Source organism: Ancylomarina sp. YFZ004 (assembly GCF_054254355.1).
This window is the reverse complement of record NZ_JBTCHQ010000001.1, coordinates 492,571-515,332: the sequence shown is the minus strand read 5'-3', so window position 1 is coordinate 515,332 and position 22,762 is coordinate 492,571. Positions and strand designations below refer to the sequence as shown.

Genomic DNA, 22,762 nt, shown 5'->3' with positions numbered 1-22,762 from the left:
GAACAGTATGAAAAAATATATTTATAGTATTGTGATTGCTTTAATTGCAATTACATTTAGTTCTTGTTCTGAAGATCTGATGGATGATATCAACAAGAACGTTAATGATCCTGCAAATGTGGCTTCAAATCTGATCATTACTGATGTGATGACAAGTTCTGCATTTAGCGTAACAGGTAGTGATCTATCTTTTTATTCTTCGTGTTATATTGAGCATAATGTTGGTTCGTTTAATCAAATGTACAATGCCGAGATTAGAAACAATGAGCCTACTAGCAGTACATCCTATAATAATTCTTGGATCTCGATGTATACAAATCTATTGAATCTTAGGGATATCATTAATAAATGTTCTGAAGGAGGAAGTGAGGAAGGAAATTTCTACAATTTGGGTATTGCCCAAATATTATCAGCCTATAATCTAGCTATTCTTACGGATTTGATGGGTGATGTGCCATGGACAGAGGCTCTCCAGCCTGGCGTTATTTTTACTCCGGTAGTGGATTCTCAAGAATCTATATATGCGGCTATCTTTAAGTTTTTGGATGATGCGATTGTAAATTTGGGAAAAGAATCAACCTTCCCTTTTTTAGGAGGTCAGGACTTTATTTATGATGGCGATGAGGATAGTATTGATAGTTGGATCAAATTTGGCTATGGATTAAAAGCAAGATATACGATGAGATTATCTTTACGATCTCCAAATTATGACAATGTTATCTCCTTTGCTGACAATTCCTTTAGCAACGCGTCTGAACAAAGTCAATTTAATTACAATGGAACTTCATCTAAAAGTCCATTTCAGCAATTCTTTTTGGATAGAGACTATTTTGGTGCAAGTACAAGTTTGCATAACAAATTGGTAGCGCGAAATGATCCGAGGGATGCTGTTTTCTTCAAGCCATACGATGAAGGGGGAACCCTGGAGTTTGCACCGAATGGAACGCCTAGTCAGGAGCAGGGTAAATATGGAATTTCAGCGATTAGTTCTCTCACTGCTCCAACTTATTTCTTAAGTTATCATGAGATTGAATTCCTTAAAGCTGAAGCATATGCTAGAAAAAATGATCTACCAAATGCTAAAATAGCTTTAAAAGCTGCAATTACAGCTGCATTCGCCAAATCCAATATCGATCTTTCTGCTGCAGAAGCCGATACCTATTACGCTGATAATGTTGAGCCAATTCTTCTTGATCAAGCTTCTACCCTGAAAGAAATTATGGTTCAGAAATACCTAGCCTTCTTCGAGGAAGAATCTGTTGAAGCGTATAACGATATCCGCAGATTAAAAGCAATGGGTGAAGATTTTATTCAATTGGACAATCCATTGAATAACTCTAGGTTTCCATTGCGTTTTACATATGGATCTGATGATGTTACTACAAATGTTAATGTTCGTGACGTTTATGGTGATGGAAGTTATGTGTATACCGAAAATGTATGGTGGGCAGGTGGTTCACGATAGTTTGAATTTATAATGAAAAATAAAATCAATGAAACGAACTATGTGTCATACTTCTTTAAACAAGAATATGATTATTTGGCGACTTCCATATGACAAATCCATAAAATTTGAATCTCATGAAAATATATAAAATTATAAGACTAATCGTCGTGTTTGGTCTGTTCTTTGGGGCTTGCGATGATATAAATGATAACTTAGTTGTTCAAAGAGGGGTTGCTGTCAGCCCAATAATTGAGTCTATAACATCTTCTTTCTTTGAGTTGTCTGATTTGGATAATGCTTTTGTGGAATTTAAGGTTACGGCTGAATTTCCAACGGAAGTGAGTAAGATTTTTGTTAAAGTTGGTTATAATGACAATACGGCTATTCTCCCCCCTTATACCAGCATTCCTGTAACTGTAAAATTAACTGTTTCAGAGGTAGCTGCTGTTTTGGGTGTTAATATTAATGATCTTGTGTTGGGTGATGTTTTTAGTTTTCAACTAATAGTTGAAAATATGGACGGTATTACAACTTTCTCTAATAAAATTCTAAATGCAACTGTTGCGTGTGCTTCTAGTCTCGATGGAGCATATACTTGCGTGGCAAATGGTACTTCCACTGATCCTGGACCAAGTCCTGAAGAGAATCCAGCTGTTGATTTCACTACCACCGTTACTTTTGCAGCTACAGCTGTAAATGGTGAATATATTATATCTGATTTTTCAGGCGGCTTGGATACTTATTGGTATGATATGTATGGGTTAAGTGGAGATCAGCCGGGTATGATAAAAGATGTTTGTGGAGATTTATCTTACATAAATACTAGTGGACCTTATGGTTCACCTATTTCTGGAACTGGTTCTGTAGATGAAGTTACTGGTGTTATTACACTTCACGGAGTGGCCGATGCTTGGGGTGATGAATGGGATCTTGTGTTAACTCCTCAATAGTCTTGACAGTTATATAATTATACGAAATAAATAATCATTAGTATTTCTTCGTATTAATAAGTTATTAAGAGGGTGTCCCCAAAATGGGCACTCTCTTTTTTGTGTTCTGGTTTAGGCCAATATCCATACGGAGCAAGCCCGTAGGTGGATGTAGTTATTAATCATTAACTCAAACTAATGCCGTTCATTGTGTGAAGAATGCCAGAAAGGCTTGATAGCGTTAATATGAAGGAAGCTGGTGGCAAATTTAATATCTGTCAACATGTCCTGAGATGAAAAAAGACGAAACGGAAATACATCCAGTTTCGTCTTTATTAATTCGTTTAGAGTTTGTTGTTAAAACCCATTCAACTCCATGGTAACTGTAGGAATTAAAAGTAGGAATCCTAAAAGAATAAGGACTATCATAAATTTCCCAAGCCACTTTACCCACTTGTCGTAAGGGATTTTAGCAACACCAAGTACACCGATAAGAACACCTGAAGTTGGGGTAATCATATTCGTGAAACCATCACCAAACTGGAAAGCCATTACTGTAGCCTGACGTGATACACCAATTAGATCGGAGAATTGTGACATCATTGGCATGGTTAAAGCTGCTTTTGCAGATCCTGATGGAATAATAACATTGATGATATTTTGAATAATGTACATCATACCAACAGAAGCTATCTTACCAAAATCATTCATCGATTGAGAGATATAGTAAAGAATGGAATCAATAATTTGTCCTTCTTCCAATACGATTAGAATACCTCCAGCCAAACCAACAATCATTGCAGCTGAAAGAATATCACTAACACCCTCAAGGAACAATTTGGTGATATCGTTAGCCGAACTACTATAAGCGATACCTGAGAAAATACCCATGGCAAAAAATAGAGTAGAGATCTCCATGATATACCAACCGTACCCCATAACACCAACAATTAGGTAAATGATGGTGAATAGTAGAAGGTTGAGGATAAAGAAATGAACAGATTTACGTAAAGACATAAACCCAAATAGAGCAAATAAGGCAGTAACGAAAGGAAGGACGTAAGTAGTCGTTTCCGAGTTACCAATTTTTAAGGTGCTTTGTGGGTAATAGAATGAGAAAGTTAGCATTGTAACTAAAAGAATAATATAGGTTACCCAAGCAGAAAGAGGCGTATGGTATTCAATATTTTCAACATCTGAAGCATGATGCTTTCTCCAATAGTGATCATCTGTATAAACCAATGAACTTTCAGGATTCTTACGAACTTTAGCTGCGTAACGCAAGATAAATGTGAAGCCAATGATATTAATCACAAACCAACAGAATAGTCGATACTCAATACCTGAGAACAAAGGAAGATTTGATAAGCCTTGTGCAATACCAATGGTAAACGGATTCAATAGTGCTCCAGCAAAACCTAAACCAGCAGCAACAAAACAAATAGCAACACCCACAATTGAATCGTATCCCATTTTAATAGCCATGGGTACAAAAATGATGGTAAAGGCAATGGTTTCTTCACTCATACCGAAGGTGGCTCCAAAGACGGAGAATATGAGCATAATTAAGGTCAGTATAATGTTGTTGACGCCTATTTTCCGAATGAACTTGTTCTTTTCGAGCTTTTTAGTAAACTCCAAAAAGGAATAGATCCCCACATCGATTGATTTACTGGCATTCATAATCCAAAAGGCACCACCAATTATCAGAATAAACATGATGATATCGGCTTTATCGACAAAGCCTTTGAAAAATGAAGAGAATACTTCCCAGCTTTGTCCACTATTATCCACTTGATGGTAGGAATCTTGAACAATGACTGAGCGATCGGTGCCGTTAACATTTACGACTGTTCTATCGTATTCACCTCCTGGAATAATCCAAGTTAAGATGGCTGATAGAATCACAATAGCAAACACTATGACATAAGTGTGAGGTACTTTTTTAAACATATTCTATAAAGATTTGAGATTAGAGATGTGAAAAGTGAGCTTGATTAAGCCCGTTGATAATTCCACATTTCAGGTCTAATAAATTTGAGCTGTAAAAATAGAAACATTCCATGGAATACCGCCAATATTGACTAGATAATCAGTACGCTTTTGTATGTTATCGAAAAGGTTTGCATTCTCATGATTTTTAGTTCTATTAGGGGGGTGATATTGTTTCATTTTTCCTAATTTTGCAAAGCAATTTACAATTAACAATTGTCGATTTGTAACTTATCGTTGCCAGTCGTTAATCACTAATTAATAATTGAATACTATTAGAATGAAACTACTTATTAAGAATATAAAACAACTGGTTCAGGTTGAAGAAGAACCAAGAAAGTGGGTAGCTGGAGCTGATATGGCTAAGCTAAACTGTATTGACAATGCCTTTTTATTAATTAACGAAGGTAAGATTGAAGACTTCGGTGCTATGTCTACTTTGCCAAATTTTGATGAGGTAGAAGGTGCTGATGTGATGCAAGAAATCGATGCGACAGGTCGTATGGTCTTCCCATCTTTCTGTGATTCACATACGCATTTGGTTTATGCCGGATCTCGTGAGATTGAGTACACCGATAAGATCAAAGGTTTATCATACGAGGAGATTGCTAAACGTGGTGGAGGAATTTTGAATTCCGCTAAGCGTATGCACGAGGCTACTGAAGAGGAGCTTTACGAATCTGCAATGGAGCGTCTTCACGAGATTATCGGAATGGGAACAGGAGCTGTAGAGATTAAATCTGGATACGGTTTAACTGTAGAGGATGAATTGAAAATGCTTCGTGTCATCAAGCGATTAAAGGAAACAACGCCGCTTATAATTAAATCAAGCTTCTTGGGTGCTCACGCCGTTCCTGCTGATTACAAAGGCCGTCAGGCTGAGTATGTCGATATGGTGATCAGTGAAATGATTCCTATGGTAGCAGCTGAAGATTTGGCTGATTATATCGATGTATTCTGCGATAAAGGATTCTTTACAGTTGAAGAGACTGATCGTATTTTGAATGCAGGTATGAAACACGGTATGCGTGCAAAAATTCATGCAAATGAATTGGATTATTCAGGCGGTATTCAAGTGGGAGTGAAGTATAATGCGCTTTCAGTTGATCACCTTGAGTTTGTAGGCGATGCTGAAATTGAAGCTTTAAAAGGATCGGAGACTATGCCAACGGTATTGCCAGGTGCAGCTTTCTTCCTAAATATGGTGTGTTCACCAGTTCGTAAAATGATGGATGCAGGTCTACCAGTTGCTTTGGCTTCTGACTTTAACCCAGGATCATCTCCATCAGGAAACATGAAATTCGTTTTGTCATTGGCTTGTATTAATTACAAAATGTTGCCACAGGAAGCGATTAATGCGACTACTATTAACTCGGCTTACGCAATGGGTGTAGAAGATGAGGTAGGAAGTATTGCTCGTGGTAAAATTGCCAACGTATTTATCACAAAGGAAATTCCTTCAATCGAATTTATGCCATATGCATATGGTAGCAACTTGGTCGATACGGTTATCCTTAATGGACAAGTACTTTAAGAATTATAGAATATTTAAATACAATATACAATGAAACAATTAATCGAATGTGTTCCTAATTTCTCTGAAGGGAACGACATGACTATCATTAAGCAGATTACTGACGAAATTGAATCTGTAGAAGGTGTAAGCCTTGTTGATGTTGATCCAGGTAAAGCGACTAACCGTACAGTTGTAACTATGGTTGGAACACCTAATGAGGTTTTGGAAGCAGCTTGTCGTGCTATCAAAAAGGCATCTGAGTTAATCGATATGAGTAAGCATTCTGGTGCTCACCCACGTTTCGGTGCAACTGACGTTTGTCCATTGGTTCCTGTTGCGAACATCACAATGGAAGAAACAGTTAAGTATGCACACAAATTGGCTGAGCGTATCGGTACTGAGTTGAACATTCCTGTATATTGCTACGAGAATGCTGCACGTATCGAAGAGCGTAAGAATTTAGCTGTATGTCGTGCCGGTGAGTACGAAGCAGTAAAAGATCGTATTGGAACTGAGCGTTGGAAACCAGATTTCGGACCAGCTGAGTTTACTGAAGCTGTTGCTAAATCAGGAGTTACTGCAGTAAGTGCTCGTAACTTCTTAGTAGCTTATAACTTCAACCTAAATACAACTTCTACACGTCGTGCCAATGCAATTGCATTCGACGTTCGCGAAAGAGGTCGTACTGTGCGTGAAGGAAATCCATCAACAGGTAAAATCGTAAAAGATGAGAACGGTAAGCCAGTAATGGAGCCAGGAACATTAAAAGCGACTAAAGCAATTGGTTGGTTCATCGAGGAGTTTGGCGTAGCTCAAATTTCTATGAATATGACTGATATATCTATCACTTCTATTCACAAAGCATTCGACGAAGTTTGTGCTAAGGCTCAAGCTCGTGGTATCCGTGTTACGGGTTCTGAATTAGTAGGTGTTGTGCCATTGCAAGCTATGTTAGATGCTGGTAAGCATTACTTACGTATGCAAGGCCGTTCTACTGGTATTGCTGATCGTGAAATCATCAAAATCGCCGTTAAATCTTTAGGATTAGACGAGCTTTACCCATTCGAGGCTGACAAGAAAATCATCGAGTATATTCTTGAGAACGAAGCTGCGAAAGGTGCTAAGAAATTAGTTGACATGAGCCTAACTGCTTTTGTTGAAGAAACTGCTTCAGAATCTATGGCTCCAGGTGGAGGATCTATCTCTGCTTATATGGGTGCTATGGGTGCTGCTCTTGGTTCAATGGTTGCTAACCTTTCGGCTCACAAGCCAGGATGGGACGATCGTTGGGAAGAGTTTTCTGATTGGGCTGAGAAAGGTAAATTCTACCATACTAAGCTAAATTGGTTAGTTGACGAAGATACCAATGCCTTCAACAAAATTATGGATGCTATCCGTTTACCTAAAGCTACCGATGCTGAAAAAGCGGCACGTACTGAGGCAATGGAAGAAGCAACGAAATTTGCGACTATGGTTCCTTTCCAAACTATGGAATTGTGTTTGGGTTGCATGGACGTATGTAAAGCTATGGCTGAAGTCGGAAACCCGAATTCAATTACAGATGCTGGCGTAGGTGCATTAGCTGCTCGTTCGGGCGTATTAGGTGCTTTCATGAATGTGAAGATTAACGCCGCCGATCTAGCTGATAAAGCTTGGGCTGCTGACACCCTTGCAAAAGGACAAGCTATTGTTGACAAGGCTGTAGCTCTTGAAAACGAGATTGTTGCTATGGTAAACGCTAAGATCTAAAGCAAACCACACTATATTTTATTAGCCCCGATAGGTTCAAGCCTATCGGGGCTTTTTGTTTTGTCAAGCATGTAGTTAATAATTTCTCCTCTTGGTCCCAGAGCGGAGTCGAAGGGTAGGAGAAGTACCCAAGCGGGTGAGGGTGAGGTGGTTTTAATATTTATTTGGGCGTTATTACGCTCCTTGAGCGGAGTCTAAAGGCAGGCTTTCCGCTCATAGTCCTCGCAAATAAATTGCTGTGGGCTAACCGCTGCAATCCTTAACGCAAGCCTCGCATCAGACTTAACACGTCATGCTCTGAATCTAAACAAGCCGTGCATCTCAGGGTATGACTAATATTACTATTTATTGGTCCCGAGTATTCGGGATCACAAAAAGAGTGAGACCCTCAATCTCCTGCTCTTGTAGATATCTTATCTGCAGGTTTCGAGTTAGGGATTTATAATCCCCTTTTCAGCTTAGGCGATTGAAAATCGCCAACTCCTTAACTCCAGATTGAAAATCTGGAGCAGCAGCGGTTTAAATAAATTTTCACCCGTCATGTTCTGCCTCTAAGCAAGACCAGCTCCTGTAGATATCTTATCTGCAGGTTTCAGTTGGGGATCTATGATCCCCCCTTTTGCAATTTAGGCGATTACAAATCGCCAATTCCTCAATACCAGATTACAAGTCTGGGGCAGCTGTTGTTATATTACAATTTCATCTTGTCATATTTCGATAACTATAAGCCATGCATGTAAAGATATGATTAAGCGTGAAAAGCTATTGATCCCAAATGATCGGGAACAATAAAAGGGGGATATTTAAGGGGGTTGGTTATTGTTCAATTGTTTATGAGCTAATCAAGAGTATTCGTGATCTGTACATGTAGAGATAACGGCTTGCTGTTTTGTTTACATATAATACGCGTTTTGTTTATTAAAGTCATTATATTAGAAGACCCTAATTTAATAATTCTAAAAAATCATTAAATGAAACTAAATCTAAGCCTAAAAGCAGTTGTATTAATCATCTTTGGAATTTTAACTGTTCAGTCCTCTTTTAGTCAAGAGAATTATTTACCTGGTCATATCATTACACTCAATGGAGATACGATCCAAGGCTTTATTGATTATCGTAATTGGGAGAAAAATCCGAAACATATAGGTTTTAAAGAAAGTATGAATAGAGAGAAGATGATTCATACCGCTACCAATATTAATTCATTCAGCGTAAATAAAGAGATTTATGTTGGTGCAGTAGTTAAAACAGAGATTAGTCCATATCAAGCAAATGCTTTAGAATATGATACAAAACTTAAATTCTCTACTGATACATGCTTTCTACAAACTATGATTCAGGGAGAGAAAAGTTTGTATTTTTATAAAAATAAAGCTGGAAGAGAGTATTTCTATATTAAAGAAGCTTCTGATTTCAATTTATTAGTTCAGAAAAAGTATCTGAAAATGGATAAGCTGAAGGGAAAAAGAATTGTATATGAGAATAAGAAATACATTGGACAATTGTCTATTTACTTTAAAGACTGTACATCGATTCAATCAAAACTAAAGCATACTGAATATTCAAAGAAGAGTTTGGAAAATTTATTTGTTGATTACTATACATCTACTAATCATTCTTTCAATTTTGAGCATAAGTCAGAAAAAATAACAACTCAAATTGGCATTTTATTGGGAGTATCATCTAGCACTTTAGATTTTGGAGGTACAGGGGTGCCTTATTTAGTAAAAACGAAGTATGATAAATCCACAACTCCTTCAGTAGCTTTTTTCTTTGATTTTATATTGCCAAGGAATAAAGGTAAATTTTCGATCTATAACGAGTTAATGTTGTCTTCTTATAAAGTAAATGGAACTTATAGTGATTTTGAAAGTGATAATAGATATACAATTTACAATAGCGAAATTGGAGCTACTTATTTTAAACTGAATAATATGTTTCGATACAAGCATCCAGTAGGTGATGCATTCATTTATGCTAATGCAGGAGTTTCAAATGGATTTGCCTTAAATGAAACTAATAAACTGAAGAAAAAAACGATTCTTTCAACGTTTGAAAATATTGATTATAAGAAAGCTTTACCTAAAACAAAAAAACATGAAATAGGATTCATTGCAGGTTTAGGAATCATATATAAAAAATATTCTTTTGAGGTTAGATTTGAAAACGCTAATGGAATGTCAGATTTCATGACTTTGAGCTCTACAACAAAACGGTTTAGTTTTTTATTAGGATATCGTTTCTAGAATATTTTATTGAGTTTCTCAAAAAACGGAAATTTATCTTAGCTCTGATGCCGCACGATTGTATCGTGTGGCTTTATTTTAGGCTAAATAAATTTGCTTAATCCCTTATACTTCGACTATAGATGAGTTATTCATTTCAGGGTAACACTATAAGGTACAATTGTATAATCTATTGAGAGCATCACAAAAGAGTGAGACCCTCAATATAATATTTACACCATTTCTGTAGTTTCAAACTATCGCAACGTTTAAGGATAATTAAAAAGAAAGGCCAGGACCTCAATTGAGTTCTGGCCTTATGTTTTGACTTAGGAAAATGAAAATTTATTGAATGGGTTTAAAGCCATTACCATAAACGTCATTTGTATTAAGAGTTGCTACAAAAGCATTGGTGTCAATACTTTTTACGAAGGTTTCTAGTAAACCAAGTTCTTTCCTGTTTAGTGCAGTGAAAATGATTTTTTTCTGATTCTTATAGAAAAGGCCTTCACCTTTTAGATATGTTCCTCCGCGATCCATCTCTAGAATCTTATCTCGAATTTCTTCGTGTTTATCAGAAATGATTAGAGCTGCTTTCTTAGCGTCCATCCCCATTAATACAGCATCAACCGTTTTTGATATACTCAAAATGGCAATAATACAGTAAGGAGCTAGTTCTATATCGTTAAAAACGATAATACTCGTTAGAACAATTAAGCCATCAATAATGATGAACATCTGACCTAATGAAACTTTTAACCACTTCGAAAGTATACGAGCGATAATATCAGTACCACCAGTTGTGGCTCCGCTGTAGATTACAAGTCCAATACCAAGACCAATAATGGCACCACCAAACATAGAAGACACTAAAAGGTCTTTGGTTAATATTGGGTTACCACATAGGTAAGTTAATCCATCGATAAAGACAGAGCATAGCACCATGGACAGGATGGTTTTGACCCCAAATTTACCCCCAAGTACTTTAATTCCCCAAGCAAGTAATGGTATGTTAATACATAAAGCGATCGTTCCAACTGGAAAGTCGATGAGTTGATTTAAGATGATACTAAAGCCAAAAACGCCACCAGGAACAAGTTTGTGTGGCATAATGAAAAAGGTGTAACCAAGGGCTACAAGTAAGGATCCAAAAATAATCAGTGAATAGTTACGGAACCAAAGTGCTGAGAATAGCTCTTCCTGTGGGAATGACTTCTTTTTAAATTGAGGCATGATTGTAGGATTTTAGCACCAAAGGATTAGGTGATGAATTATAAGTTCGCGTACACAATTAGTTTTAGGTAAATACATACCTAACTCGTGTAACAATTATTATTATTAAAATGAAAAGTAATTGGTTACAGACACAGGGACGTGCCTAGTCAGGAATGTTTAAGCTTACATTCCTTTCAAGTATTCAGGGGTAGCGTTTTCTTAATTCTCTCTTGAATCGCATTGTAAATGATGATCTTATATTCGGCGCGAATGTATAGAATATTTATGGATTTGAGTTAATTATCTATTTTAAATTCTTTTATTATATAATAAGGGAACCAGTTTTATATAATATGAGTGCATTGTTAATTAGGAATAATTATCTTGCACTACTTTGAATTAGTAATAACATCTCTATTTATCACTGAATGAAAACCTTATTATCTTTTATATTGTTAGTTTGTATCCTATTAGGAGCAGAAATTGATGCTTTTTCTCAAAATTCTGATGTTGAGATTACTTATCAGAAAAATAGTGATAATAGCGTTGACTTTAATTTTCGGAAAAATGTTCCAGGACGTTTTTGGGTAAATATTAAATTTGATAGACTTGAGAATACAAGTCAACGTTCATATAGGGGATGTGTTGAGGGATCTTCAGGTAAGGTGTTTACATTAAAACCAAAAGATCCCAATAGAGGAATTGGTTTTTCCTATTCATGTCGTTATCACAGAGGTAAGGCTTTGAATAGGTTGAAGAATGATATTATATATTTATTACCCTTTAAGAATCAGACTAAGGTGAGCGTTCAAAAGCTGGGGTACATGGCAAAGCAAATAGGTAAAGGAGCACCAGACTCCTGGACTGCTTTTCAATTCAGTTCAGAGAATGAGGAACTTGTTTTGGCAGCTAGAAAAGGACTTGTTGTTGAAGTCACTGATGAATACTCTGCAGACACAATTCAAAACTTCTCTTTTATTAGTTCTGTAAATGAAGTGTTGGTAGAGCATAGCGATGGGACTTTAGCACGATATTCAGGTTTTAAAAGAGGAAGTATTAAAGTTAAACCAGGTCAGAATGTATACCCTCAAGAAGAATTGGGTTTATTAGGAAGATACGACTCAGATACAGATCATAAGTTACATTTTTGTCTGTATTATTTAAATACTCCTCATATTGATAATTTTAATACAGAGGAAAAGAAAATGAATAGATTTACCTACGTTAATCCACGCTTTCATTGGAAAGGTGGAGAGTCTATCATATTACCTCGGAATGATTACGTTGCAGAATCCACTGAAAAGTTGATCATGCAGGAATTTAGTCGAAGGGAAAAGAAGAAATATCTCAAAGGTGAATTGAACTAACAGACAAGGCCAGAATCTCAAATGAGTTCTGGCCTTTTATCTTGATACATATATTTTTAGATTCCTAAGAGTAGGCTATCAGGATCTTGTCCCATTGTGATCATGCGATGAGGGTTTTCTATCAGTTCCTTAATCTTCACAAGGAAACCAACGGAGTCTTTTCCGTCAATCACACGGTGATCGTAAGATAAAGCGATATACATCATTGGACGAATTTCAACCTTCCCATTAAGGGCAATTGGTCGCTCAACAATATTGTGCATACCCAGAATTCCCGATTGTGGAGGATTGATGATAGGTGTGCTTAAAAGTGATCCGAAAACCCCGCCATTGGTAATGGTAAAGGTACCGCCAGTCATTTCATCCAAACTGATTTTTCCAGAACGAGCTTTATTGGCAAGTCGCATCAATTCTCTTTCAATATCAGCTAGGCTTAGGTTTTGCGTATCTCTAATAACAGGAACCATCAAACCTTTAGGCGTTTGTACAGCCATGGCCACATCCATATAGTTTGGTGTAACAATTTCATCACCATCCATCATAGAGTTAACTGAAGGATGTGCTTTTAAAGCAATACTTACCGCTTTAGTGAAGAATGACATGAATCCTAATTTGATATCATGAGTCTCTACAAATTGCTTTTGATATTTCTTTCTCAATTGCATAACAGCTGACATATCAACTTCGTTGAATGTTGTTAGCATAGCTGTTTCATTCTTAACCGAAACCAAACGAGCACTTAACTTCTTACGAAGATTACTCATTTTCTTACGGTCGATATTGCGTTCAACAGGCTCTGGCTGCGCCATGGGTGCTGGAGCATGTCCTTTGTTTTCAATAACTTGCTCAATATCTTTCTTCGACAATCTTTGAAGACCAGCAATCACATCATCAACTGATAGCTGGTTTTCTTCCATCAGCTTTTTAGCAACAGGAGAAATCTTAACATCCTTAAATTCATCAGAAGTTTTGACAGGAGCAACCTCAGAAGGCTTTACGTCTTCTTTTGGAGTTTCCTCTTTAGCTTCTGCCTTAGGACTTGAAGATGGAGCTTCACCAGCAAAACTTGTATCAATGGTACAAGCTACAGAACCTACAGCTACCGTATCACCTTCGTTTGCCTTGATAGATATTTTACCACCTTCATCAGCAACAAGTGTTAGGGTTGCTTTGTCAGATTCGATCTCAGCAATTTCTTGTTCCTTTTCAACAATAGCACCATCGGCAACAAACCAATTAGCAATTTCAACTTCGGATATGGATTCTCCCGGGCTGGGAATCTTTATTTCAAGCATGTTTTGATATAATTAGTTGTTGGTGTTTTTTTGTTTTTAGTCAACCTTTTGATTCTTCAAACTACATCAGTAGTTTACTTTTTTTGTCTTGGAAATACTCATGTTGTCTGTGGATATCTTCTTTTGAACTTCCTGCCACACATTGCAAACCGCAATATTTTAATTTACGATCACAATCACATCTTCTAAAGACCTTATTGATGATTTCGTTTTGACCAATATTGTGAATTTTTGAAAGTCCAGTAGCAGTACTGCCACTAGGCATACGAGCAATAGGTGTCAATTCAATATTTTTAATATTGTAATTTATGAATTGCCATGCACCCATATTCTCAGGCTCTTCTTGTACCCAAAGGTGAAGAATTGCATTAGGGTATTTCTCTAAAATACAGTCAACTTGTTTTTGAGGGAATGGGTAAATTTGCTCGATACGAATTAAAGCTACATCCTGAGCGTTCAATTCATTTTTCTTAGCTAGTAAATCGTAATAGATTTTTCCAGAACAGAATACGATTCGACTAACTTCTTTGGCATTTACATTTGTATCATCAATCACTTCCTGGAATCTACCTTCAGCCAATTCATCCATTGTAGACACACAGCTAGCATGTCTAAGTAAACTCTTAGGCGTAAAGCAGATTAATGGAATTCTAATATCTCGCTTAACCTGACGACGTAGTGCATGGTAATGATTTGCAGGAGTCGTTGGGTTAATAACTTGCATGTTGTTATTCGCACAAAGCGTTAAGAAACGCTCCATTCTTGCACTTGAATGCTCAGCTCCTTGTCCTTCGTAACCATGAGGTAAGAACAGAACCAGTCCATTTTTAACACCCCATTTATCTTCACCAGAACTGATGTACTGGTCGATAACGGCTTGTGCTACATTATGGAAATCACCAAACTGAGCTTCCCAAATGGTCAAGCCAGATGGATGTGCCAAAGCGTATCCATATTCGAAAGCAAGAACAGCATATTCACTCAAATGAGAGTTGTAAATATGGCAAGGTGCTTGTGTTTCACTAATGTTTTTTAAAGGGAAATACTTACGTGCTGAATCGCTAACTGTCAATGAAGCGTGTCGGTGAGAGAATGTCCCACGTTCAGAATCCTGACCACTAATTCTAACAGCATGTCCTTCGTCTAATAAGCTTGCATAAGCCAAAAGCTCACCCATAGCCCAATCCAAACGATCTTCGGAAATCATCTTCTTACGATCAGCCATTAGCTTACCGATTTTCTTGAAAAAATGAATGTCCTCAGGTAAACTTGTAATCTTATCAGCTATAGCTAGCAGTTGCTTTTTATCTTTTTTGAAAACTGGAGTAATATCAAAATCGGCCTCAGTAGAATAACGAATATCATCATAGTACTCCCCAAGGAAAGGTTGGATGTATAGTTTCTTTATATTCTTTGAAACCTCAAACTTATCGTTTAGGAAGTTGTTATATTCTGTAATGAGTTCCTTTAAATTATCTTGTTTGTATACACCTTTGCTTATCAGGTAATCACCATAAATATCTCTGGGATTTTTGTGCTTAGCAATCTCGTTATACAGTAAAGGCTGAGTGAAACGAGGCTCGTCACCTTCGTTATGTCCATACTTTCTGTACGATAGAATATCAATAAATACGTCTGTCTTAAATTCTTGACGGTACTCCATTGCTAAACCGATGGTGTAAATCAAAGCCTCAACATCGTCACCATTAATATGGAAAACAGGACATCGAGTCACCTTAGCAACGTCAGTACAATAAGTACTCGATCGTGCATCAAGGTAATTGGTCGTAAAACCAATTTGATTGTTGATAACCAAGTGTATTGTTCCACCGGTTCTGTAAGCTTGAAGTTCAGCCATCTGAACGGTTTCGTAAACAATTCCTTGAGCTGCAATTGCAGCATCGCCATGAATGATAATAGGGACTAGCTTGTTTTCGTCACCTTTATAATCGTTGTCAATTTTAGAACGAGAGATACCTTCAACTACAGCTCCTACAGTTTCTAAGTGCGATGGGTTTGGTGTTAAATGAAGCTTCACTTCATTCCCATCATCAGTTTTAACTGTATTTCCGTATCCTAAATGGTATTTCACATCACCAAGGGCAATATCATCTTCAAATTCTTCACCAACAAATTCTTTGAATATATTCTCGTAAGGCTTTTCTATAATATTAGCTAAAACATTAAGACGACCTCGGTGAGCCATGCCAAATACAAATTCCTCAACGCCCAATTGTGCCCCTTTTTCAATTAGAGCATCAAGAGCAGGAATTAGAGTCTCCGTTCCTTCAAGAGAGAAACGCTTTTGTCCAACAAATTTTTTGTGGATAAAGTTCTCAAAACCAACAGCTAGTTTTAAATGGTAGTAAATGTGCTTACGATGTTCATCAGTAAAATTTGGTTTATTTTTACTGGTTTCCATTTTCTTTTGAAGCCATTTCACCTTATCAGGCGTACGTAGGTAGAGATACTCAACTCCTACTGAATGACAATATGTTTCCTGAAGATGATCAAGGATCTCTTTAAGTTTTGATGGCCCGATTCCCAATTCGTTACCAGCTTGGAAAACGGTTTCCATATCGGCTTGAGATAGATCGAAGTTTTCAATATCTAGAGTAGGGAAGTACTTACGTCGAACACGAACAGGATTCGTTTTAGTGAATAAGTGTCCTCTTTGACGAAAAGCTTGAATCAAGTTAATCACATTGAATTCTTTACTCATCGATTCAGCAGGAAGAGTGCTTAAGTTTTGTGTTTGAGGTTTGCTTGGGAATTTTTCAGAAGCAAAGTCAAAGCCCTGGAAAAATTTTTGCCACGATTCTTCAACCGAGTTAGGGTCTTTTTTATAGGATTGGTATAAGTTATCGATGAATTCGATTTCACTATTACCTAAAAAACTGAATTTATCCATAACAGTATTAAGTTGTTGGGTCAAGTTTTGTTTTTGTTCTGATTCAATCTACAGGCTGTCATGACTTCAATACCACTTAGAGGATGGTTTTAAACTTGTATCCTCTAGATATTTAAAGCTCTATATCTGTGTATAAACACAAGTATTAAATTATAAAAAATAATTAAGAAAGCCTGTACACTAACAAATGTATTAAAATTGAGTTTTATCCGAATGTTTATAAAGGAATAAAAGATAAAAAAATCATCTTTTTTTTTTAATCAGCTCATAGACGTTTCCTATCAGTTGATAAGCGCTTCCATTTTCAAGTTTATAGGATAGTTTATCCTTCATTATTTGATGGCTAATTCTAATTGATTAATTTTGATTGAGCTTGATTAAAAAGCTATTCGTTTCTAAGCATAACTATCCTATGACATCCAGCACAATACCAAAGTTTTTTATACTGATTTTTTCAATTTCACTTTTAGCCTGTGGGTGCCATAATTCTCATAAAGGCTTCGAATTGCAAGCAGGGGACTTACTTTTCCAGGATTTGGATGGAAGTTCATTATCTGATGCGATAGAAGAAGTGACAGCAGAAGAGAAGGCATTGAGTTTTTCACATGTTGGAATCATGGTGTCAAGCGAGAAAGAGGGCTTAGTGGTTTTAGAAGCCATAGGTGAAGCGGTTCAATATACTTCTTTGGATAGCTTTTTAACAAGAAGCCTGAATATAGACCGAATGCCAAAGATTCTTGTTGGACGCTTAAAAAAGCAACATCAATCTCGAATTGAAAAAGCCATATTATATGGGAAAAGCTTAGTTGGTTTGCCCTATGATCCTATTTACCTGATGTCTGACTCGACCTATTATTGTTCTGAACTGATTTATGAAATGTTCAAACACTCTGGTGATGGATCAGAGATATTCAAGTTAAACCCCATGACTTTTAAGGATGCTAAAACCGGAAGATTTCATCCTGTATGGGCCGATTATTATAAAAAATTGGGTGTGGGAATTCCAGAAGGAGAGCCTGGTTGTAACCCCAACGGTATGTCTGAATCCAAAGAGATAGATTGGGTTTTCGACTACAGTAAGTAAGCTTCTCAATTAGGAATTACAAGTTATGAATATTCTGCCTATTGAGCTTAGTCGAAATGGAGAAGTAGATAATTACGAATTACGACTTATTAAGATATTGTAAATTTATATTCTTAATGACCAGTGACTAATGACAATCGATAATCAAATAAAGCTAAAATATACACACACATTCTCAAGATATATGTCCTCATTTTTAAAAGAAGTTACCAACGAATTATTTACACGATATGGCAATCAATTATCCAATTGTTTGCTGGTTTTTCCAAACCGTCGTGCTGGACTATTCTTTTCAAAATACTTGAATGAACTCGTTTCTGAACCTATTTTTGTACCTCAGGTTCTGACCATTAATGATCTTATTAAAGAATGGTCACCTTTAAAGGTTGTGGATAACCTTGATTTGTTGTGTCGTTTGTATAAAATCTACTGTTCTGTTACACAATCCAAAGAGACATTCGATGAGTTTTATCATTGGGGTGAGATGATCTTAGGTGATTTCGATGATTTGGATAAGTATCGTGTTGATGCGAAACACTTGTTTCAAAATTTGGCTGATGAAAAGGAAATTGAAAATATTTTCGATTATCTGGATGAAGAGCAGATCGAAGCCATTCGTTCCTTTTGGAGCACCTTCAATCCAGAGAAATTGTCAGAACACCAGCATCAGTTTGTATCTGTTTGGGAATCTCTGTTTACTATATACTCCAACTTAAAAGAAGAGCTGGAAAGCGAAGGCCTGGCTTATGAGGGAATGGCAAGTCGATTGGTGGTCGATCGATTGGAAAATAAAGAAATTGATATTAAATATGAGAAGGTTATTTTTGCAGGTTTTAATGCCTTGAATAGATGTGAGAAGGATATTTTTTCTTGTTTGAAAGAAAGAGAGCAAGCAGAATTCTACTGGGATTACGATGAATCGTATGTAAAGAATCCTTATCATGAGGCTGGCTTGTTTATGCGTGATAACTTAAGAAATTATCCATCGCCAAAGAGTCAAATATCATTTAAGAATATTGTTGCTGAAAGAACAGCCATTGAGTTTATTTCTCTATCCTCAGAAGTTGGACAAGCTAAATTTGCCCATAAGTATTTGAAGGAATATGCTGAGAACAAAGATATACCTCTAGAGGAAACAGCCGTTGTGTTGGCCGATGAGGAGTTACTCTTGCCAGTCTTGAATTCCATTCCGAAAAATGTGGAACATGTGAATGTGACCATGGGTTATCCTGCAAAGAATACACCAGTAGCCAGTTTACTGGGCTTGATTATCGATTTGCAAAAAGGAGGGCGTAAACAGGGAGCAGGATTCGTTTTTCATCACAAGCAGGTTTTATCGCTTCTGAATCATCAATACTTAAATGCGATTAATCCTGACTTGGCTGATAGTCTGGCTCAGCAAATTATAAAGAGTAATTGGGTGCATGTTAACCGTGAGATGCTTGTTGGCGACCCGGTAATTGAAAAGTTATTCATTCCCTTAAAATCAGTCGAACAAGTTTCTTCATATTTACTCGATTTATTACAGGCCATCTATAAAAATTTGGATCTGAATAAAGAAGATGAGGGACGTTTGGATAAGATTGAGCGTGAATACATTTACCATCTGTTTTTAGCCATAAAACGATTGACTGGTTTATTGGACCAACACAAGATTGAGATTAAGCTGGATACTTTTTATCGTTTGCTGGATAAGATGATTCAGTCATTGAGTATTCCTTTTGAGGGTGAACCCTTGGCAGGCTTGCAGGTTATGGGTATACTTGAAACGCGTTTGCTCGATTTTAAACGAATTATTGTACTCTCGATGAACGAGGGGAAACTGCCTAAAACAGGAACGTCGAATTCATTTGTGCCTTATCATTTGCGTCAAGGTTTTGGTATGCCAACCATCGATCATCAGGATGCCATTTTTGCCTATTATTTCTACCGATTAATTCAGAGACCTGAAGAAATTAAGTTATTCTATAGCACTCAAAGTGATGGTATTCGCACAGGTGAAATGAGTCGATTCCTTTACCAACTAAAATACGAATCGGTTTTTAAAATTGAAGAAACAAACCCTTCACAGGATATTGTCATTACCAATGCTAAGCCTATAAGTATTGTGAAAAATGAAAGGATACTTAAACAGCTTAATGAATACTGTGTAAGTGATAAGAGAAGCTTTTCACCATCTGCGCTAAACTCGTATATGGGTTGTAGTTTGAGGTTTTATTACCGCTACTTAGCTGGAATGAAAGAGCCCGATACCATTTTAGAAGAGATTGATCCTCCTATGTTTGGAAACCTTTTTCATCAGGCCATGGAGAAATTATATGAGCCTTATGTTGGCAAGACAATAAGTAAGGCTGATATTGAAGGTTTAAGAAAAAATAAAAAGGTGCAAACCAAAATTCTGGAAGATGCCTTTAAAGAACTTTATTTCAACTTAGATAAAGAGAAATCTGTTGAAGTTACTGGTCGAAATCGTCTGATATTCGATATTATTTTGAAATTTATCGATAGGTTATTGAAAGTTGATTCTGAATTTGCTCCATTTAAAATGATAGCAGTCGAAGGTCGTTATAACATACAAATCCCTTTAAAATCGGATGGTAGAAAGGTGAATATTGCCGGAATTATTGATAGGGTCGATCAGGTGGAGAATACGGTTCGTGTAATTGATTATAAAACAGGTGCGGCAGAGCTGATATTTAAAGATGTTGAATCCTTATTTGACTCTGAGAATAAAAAGAGAAACAAAGCAGCTTTTCAAACCCTATTGTATTGCCTTTTCTACGACATGAAACATGGCGATGGTTTGGCCATATCACCTAATGTTTATGGCTTGAAGTCGATTTTTAATCCGAAGTTTGCTTGTGTTCTTGAGCAAAAGGAGGGAAGAGCTAAAGGCGTTCCTGTTGGGAGTTATTTAGCCTATAAGCAGGAGTTTATGGATGGCTTTTCCGATCTTTTGGAAGAAATTTTTAATCCTGAGATTCCATTTATGCAAGTTGAGGATGTTGATGTTTGTCGAACTTGTCCTTATATTGAGGTTTGTCACAGATAAATATTGTTTTAGATTTTAAAACACCAGATAATGCAACGCATCATTTTAATTTTCCTTCTTTTGAGTCTCAGTTTTGGGCTTTCTGCACAGAAGAAATACTCGACTGAAGATAAAAAAGCCATTAAATATTATAAGAAAGCTCAGGAATCAATCAGGCTGAGACAGTCTGAAGAGGCCTTATCTTTTCTAGAGAAAGCGCTAGAACGTGATAGTCATTTTATTGAGGCCCTTCTATTTTCGGCAGATCTTTATAGTGATAAGGGGGACGATACGAAGATGATTGCTATGTATGAACAGGCCATTGTTATAGATCTCTACTTTTTCCCCAATGCGCTATTCAATCTTGCTAATGCCTATTTAAAGGATGGCAGATATGAGAAGGCTTCAGGTACTTATCGTGCTTTTTTGAATATTGAAAAAATATCTGCTAGAAATCGAAATAACAGTCTGCACAAAATAAAATGTTGTGAGTTTGCCATTGAGGCTTTAAAAAATCCAAAGGATTTAAATGCGCAAAGCATCAGCGATTCAATAAACACAAAGGCTGATGAATATTGGCCAAGCCTAACAGCAGATGAGCAGACTCTTATTTTTACGCGTCTTCTTCCGACCGGGAAAATAGGTAGAAACCATAAAGAAGTATTTCAGGAAGATTTGTGTTACTCTGAGAATGAGGGTGACTTATGGACGAATGCCAAAGCCTTATCAGACTTAATCAATACAAAAGGGAATGAAGGTGCCCAGAGTATTACAGCAGATGGTAGGTTCATGTATTTTACTGCCAGCGGCAGAGCGGACGGTAAAGGTCGATGTGATATTTATTATTCGAAAAAAGAAGGCGATTCCTGGTCGGAGCCCATAAATTGTGGTGCGAATGTCAATACCAAGTCATGGGAAGCTCAGCCTAGCATTTCTTCTGATGGTCGAAGCCTTTATTTTGTGAGTAATCGCAAATCAGGAAAAGGAAAAATGGACATTTGGAAATCCAATTTGATAGAGATTTTGGATGATGGAAGGCAGCGATGGTCTATAGCTGAGAATCTGAAAATCAATACATCTGAAAACGAGATGTCCCCTTTTATTCATGCGAGTAATGATTATTTGGTATTTGCTTCGGATGGCTTAGTTGGTATGGGAGCTTATGACTTGTACCAAATCGATCGATCTTCAGCAGGACAGTGGTCCGAGCCTAAAAATCTATCCTACCCAATTAATACACACAATGATGAAATTGGTTTAATCATCAATGCAAAAGGCGATAAGGCTTATTTCTCATCAGATAGAGTCGCTGCTAATGGTCGTGATATCTACGAATTTGAATTGCCCCTCGACTTACATCCACCTAAGGTTAGCTATCTTAAAGGACACGTTTTTGATGAAGAAACGAAGAAGCCATTATCTGCCTCATTAATTCTTTTGGATATTGACTCTCGTGATACGATTGCATTTGTGAAATCAGATAGAAAAGATGGTGAGTATCTTGTTTGTTTGCCTCAGGGGAAAGATTATTTATTTCATGCTGAGGCTGATGCTTATTTGTTCTACTCTGACCATTTTCAAATGAGAACGGGAATGGATGACCAGCCTCAGAAAAAAGATATTGCTTTGCAGCGAATTCAAATTGGAAAAGAAGTCGTTTTGAAAAATATTTTCTTCGAAACAGATTCCTGGGAAATCAAGTCAGAGTCAAATAGTGAGTTAAACAGCCTTCATGAGTTCCTGGTTTTGAATCATAGTATCAGTGTTGAAATCTCTGGTCATACAGATCATACAGGATCTGAGTCTAGAAATATAATCCTATCTGAGAATAGAGCCAAGGCCGTTTATACTGCCTTAATTGAGAGAGGTATCCAAGAAAGTCGTTTGACCTATAAAGGCTATGCTTCGAGCAAACCTATTGGAAATAATCAATCTGAAGACGGAAAGGCGATGAACCGTCGAACCGAACTCAAAGTCATAAAGAAATAGAAAACTTAGAAT

At 36.8% G+C, this 22,762-nt stretch carries 14 protein-coding genes; 9 read left to right on the top strand and 5 right to left on the bottom strand.

The genetic code is table 11. From position 1 onward, the window contains the following. Positions 1-7 precede the first annotated feature (7 nt). Both ACXR6G_RS02070 and ACXR6G_RS02065 read left to right on the top strand, forming a co-directional pair. The gene (locus ACXR6G_RS02070) at positions 8-1,465 is read left to right on the top strand and encodes a SusD/RagB family nutrient-binding outer membrane lipoprotein (protein WP_458359740.1); all 1,458 of its coding nucleotides are present in this window, start codon (positions 8-10) and stop codon (positions 1,463-1,465) included. Positions 1,466-1,581: 116 nt separating this feature from the next. Beyond that, positions 1,582-2,397: a hypothetical protein gene (locus ACXR6G_RS02065; RefSeq protein ID WP_458359739.1), complete on the top strand. Its 816-nt coding sequence runs from the start codon at positions 1,582-1,584 to the stop codon at positions 2,395-2,397. Between the two features lie 336 nt (positions 2,398-2,733). Here ACXR6G_RS02065 and ACXR6G_RS02060 read toward each other — a convergent pair whose 3' ends face one another. Then, the gene (locus ACXR6G_RS02060) at positions 2,734-4,329 is read right to left on the bottom strand and encodes a YfcC family protein (protein WP_458359738.1); all 1,596 of its coding nucleotides are present in this window, start codon (positions 4,327-4,329) and stop codon (positions 2,734-2,736) included. Positions 4,330-4,404: 75 nt separating this feature from the next. Then, the gene (locus tag ACXR6G_RS02055; RefSeq protein ID WP_458359737.1) at positions 4,405-4,548 is read right to left on the bottom strand and encodes a hypothetical protein; all 144 of its coding nucleotides are present in this window, start codon (positions 4,546-4,548) and stop codon (positions 4,405-4,407) included. Positions 4,549-4,648: 100 nt separating this feature from the next. Here ACXR6G_RS02055 and hutI point away from each other — a divergent pair, with 100 nt between their 5' ends. From hutI to ACXR6G_RS02040, 3 genes are all read left to right on the top strand, one after another. Further along, a complete protein-coding gene (gene hutI, locus ACXR6G_RS02050) occupies positions 4,649-5,902 on the top strand; it encodes an imidazolonepropionase (RefSeq protein WP_458359736.1) in 1,254 nt (417 codons plus the stop codon). 30 nt (positions 5,903-5,932) lie between these two features. Then, a complete protein-coding gene (gene ftcD / locus ACXR6G_RS02045; RefSeq protein WP_458359735.1) occupies positions 5,933-7,633 on the top strand; it encodes a glutamate formimidoyltransferase in 1,701 nt (566 codons plus the stop codon). 971 nt (positions 7,634-8,604) lie between these two features. Then, positions 8,605-9,879, top strand: coding sequence for a hypothetical protein (locus ACXR6G_RS02040; protein ID WP_458359734.1), 1,275 nt, complete (start codon positions 8,605-8,607; stop codon positions 9,877-9,879). A 324-nt stretch (positions 9,880-10,203) separates the two neighbouring features. Here ACXR6G_RS02040 and ACXR6G_RS02035 read toward each other — a convergent pair whose 3' ends face one another. Beyond that, complete coding sequence (locus ACXR6G_RS02035; protein ID WP_458359733.1) at positions 10,204-11,091, bottom strand: YitT family protein; 888 nt, start codon at positions 11,089-11,091, stop codon at positions 10,204-10,206. A 410-nt stretch (positions 11,092-11,501) separates the two neighbouring features. On the opposite strand from ACXR6G_RS02035, the gene ACXR6G_RS02030 reads away from it, so the two are divergent. Beyond that, a complete protein-coding gene (locus tag ACXR6G_RS02030; protein ID WP_458359732.1) occupies positions 11,502-12,440 on the top strand; it encodes a M23 family metallopeptidase in 939 nt (312 codons plus the stop codon). 56 nt (positions 12,441-12,496) lie between these two features. Here the strand turns inward: ACXR6G_RS02030 and odhB are convergent, their stop codons facing one another. Next, on the bottom strand, positions 12,497-13,735 hold the full coding sequence (odhB, locus tag ACXR6G_RS02025) for a 2-oxoglutarate dehydrogenase complex dihydrolipoyllysine-residue succinyltransferase (protein WP_458359731.1): 1,239 nt from the start codon (positions 13,733-13,735) through the stop codon (positions 12,497-12,499). 61 nt (positions 13,736-13,796) lie between these two features. Next, positions 13,797-16,646 (bottom strand): 2-oxoglutarate dehydrogenase E1 component, encoded by a 2,850-nt coding sequence (locus tag ACXR6G_RS02020; protein WP_458359730.1) that lies wholly within the window; start codon positions 16,644-16,646, stop codon positions 13,797-13,799. A gap of 412 nt (positions 16,647-17,058) precedes the next feature. Between ACXR6G_RS02020 and ACXR6G_RS02015 the strand changes: the two genes are divergently transcribed. The 3 genes from ACXR6G_RS02015 to ACXR6G_RS02005 all read left to right on the top strand — a co-directional run bounded on the left by ACXR6G_RS02015 (position 17,059) and on the right by ACXR6G_RS02005 (position 22,750). Continuing rightward, positions 17,059-17,730 carry a YiiX/YebB-like N1pC/P60 family cysteine hydrolase gene (locus ACXR6G_RS02015; protein ID WP_458359729.1) on the top strand — a complete coding sequence of 224 codons (672 nt, stop codon included), beginning with the start codon at positions 17,059-17,061 and terminating at the stop codon, positions 17,728-17,730. 184 nt (positions 17,731-17,914) lie between these two features. Continuing rightward, entirely contained in the window at positions 17,915-20,782 is a 2,868-nt protein-coding gene (locus ACXR6G_RS02010; RefSeq protein WP_458359728.1) for a PD-(D/E)XK nuclease family protein, read from the top strand. Between the two features lie 30 nt (positions 20,783-20,812). Further along, positions 20,813-22,750, top strand: coding sequence for an OmpA family protein (locus tag ACXR6G_RS02005; RefSeq protein WP_458359727.1), 1,938 nt, complete (start codon positions 20,813-20,815; stop codon positions 22,748-22,750). Positions 22,751-22,762 lie beyond the last annotated feature (12 nt).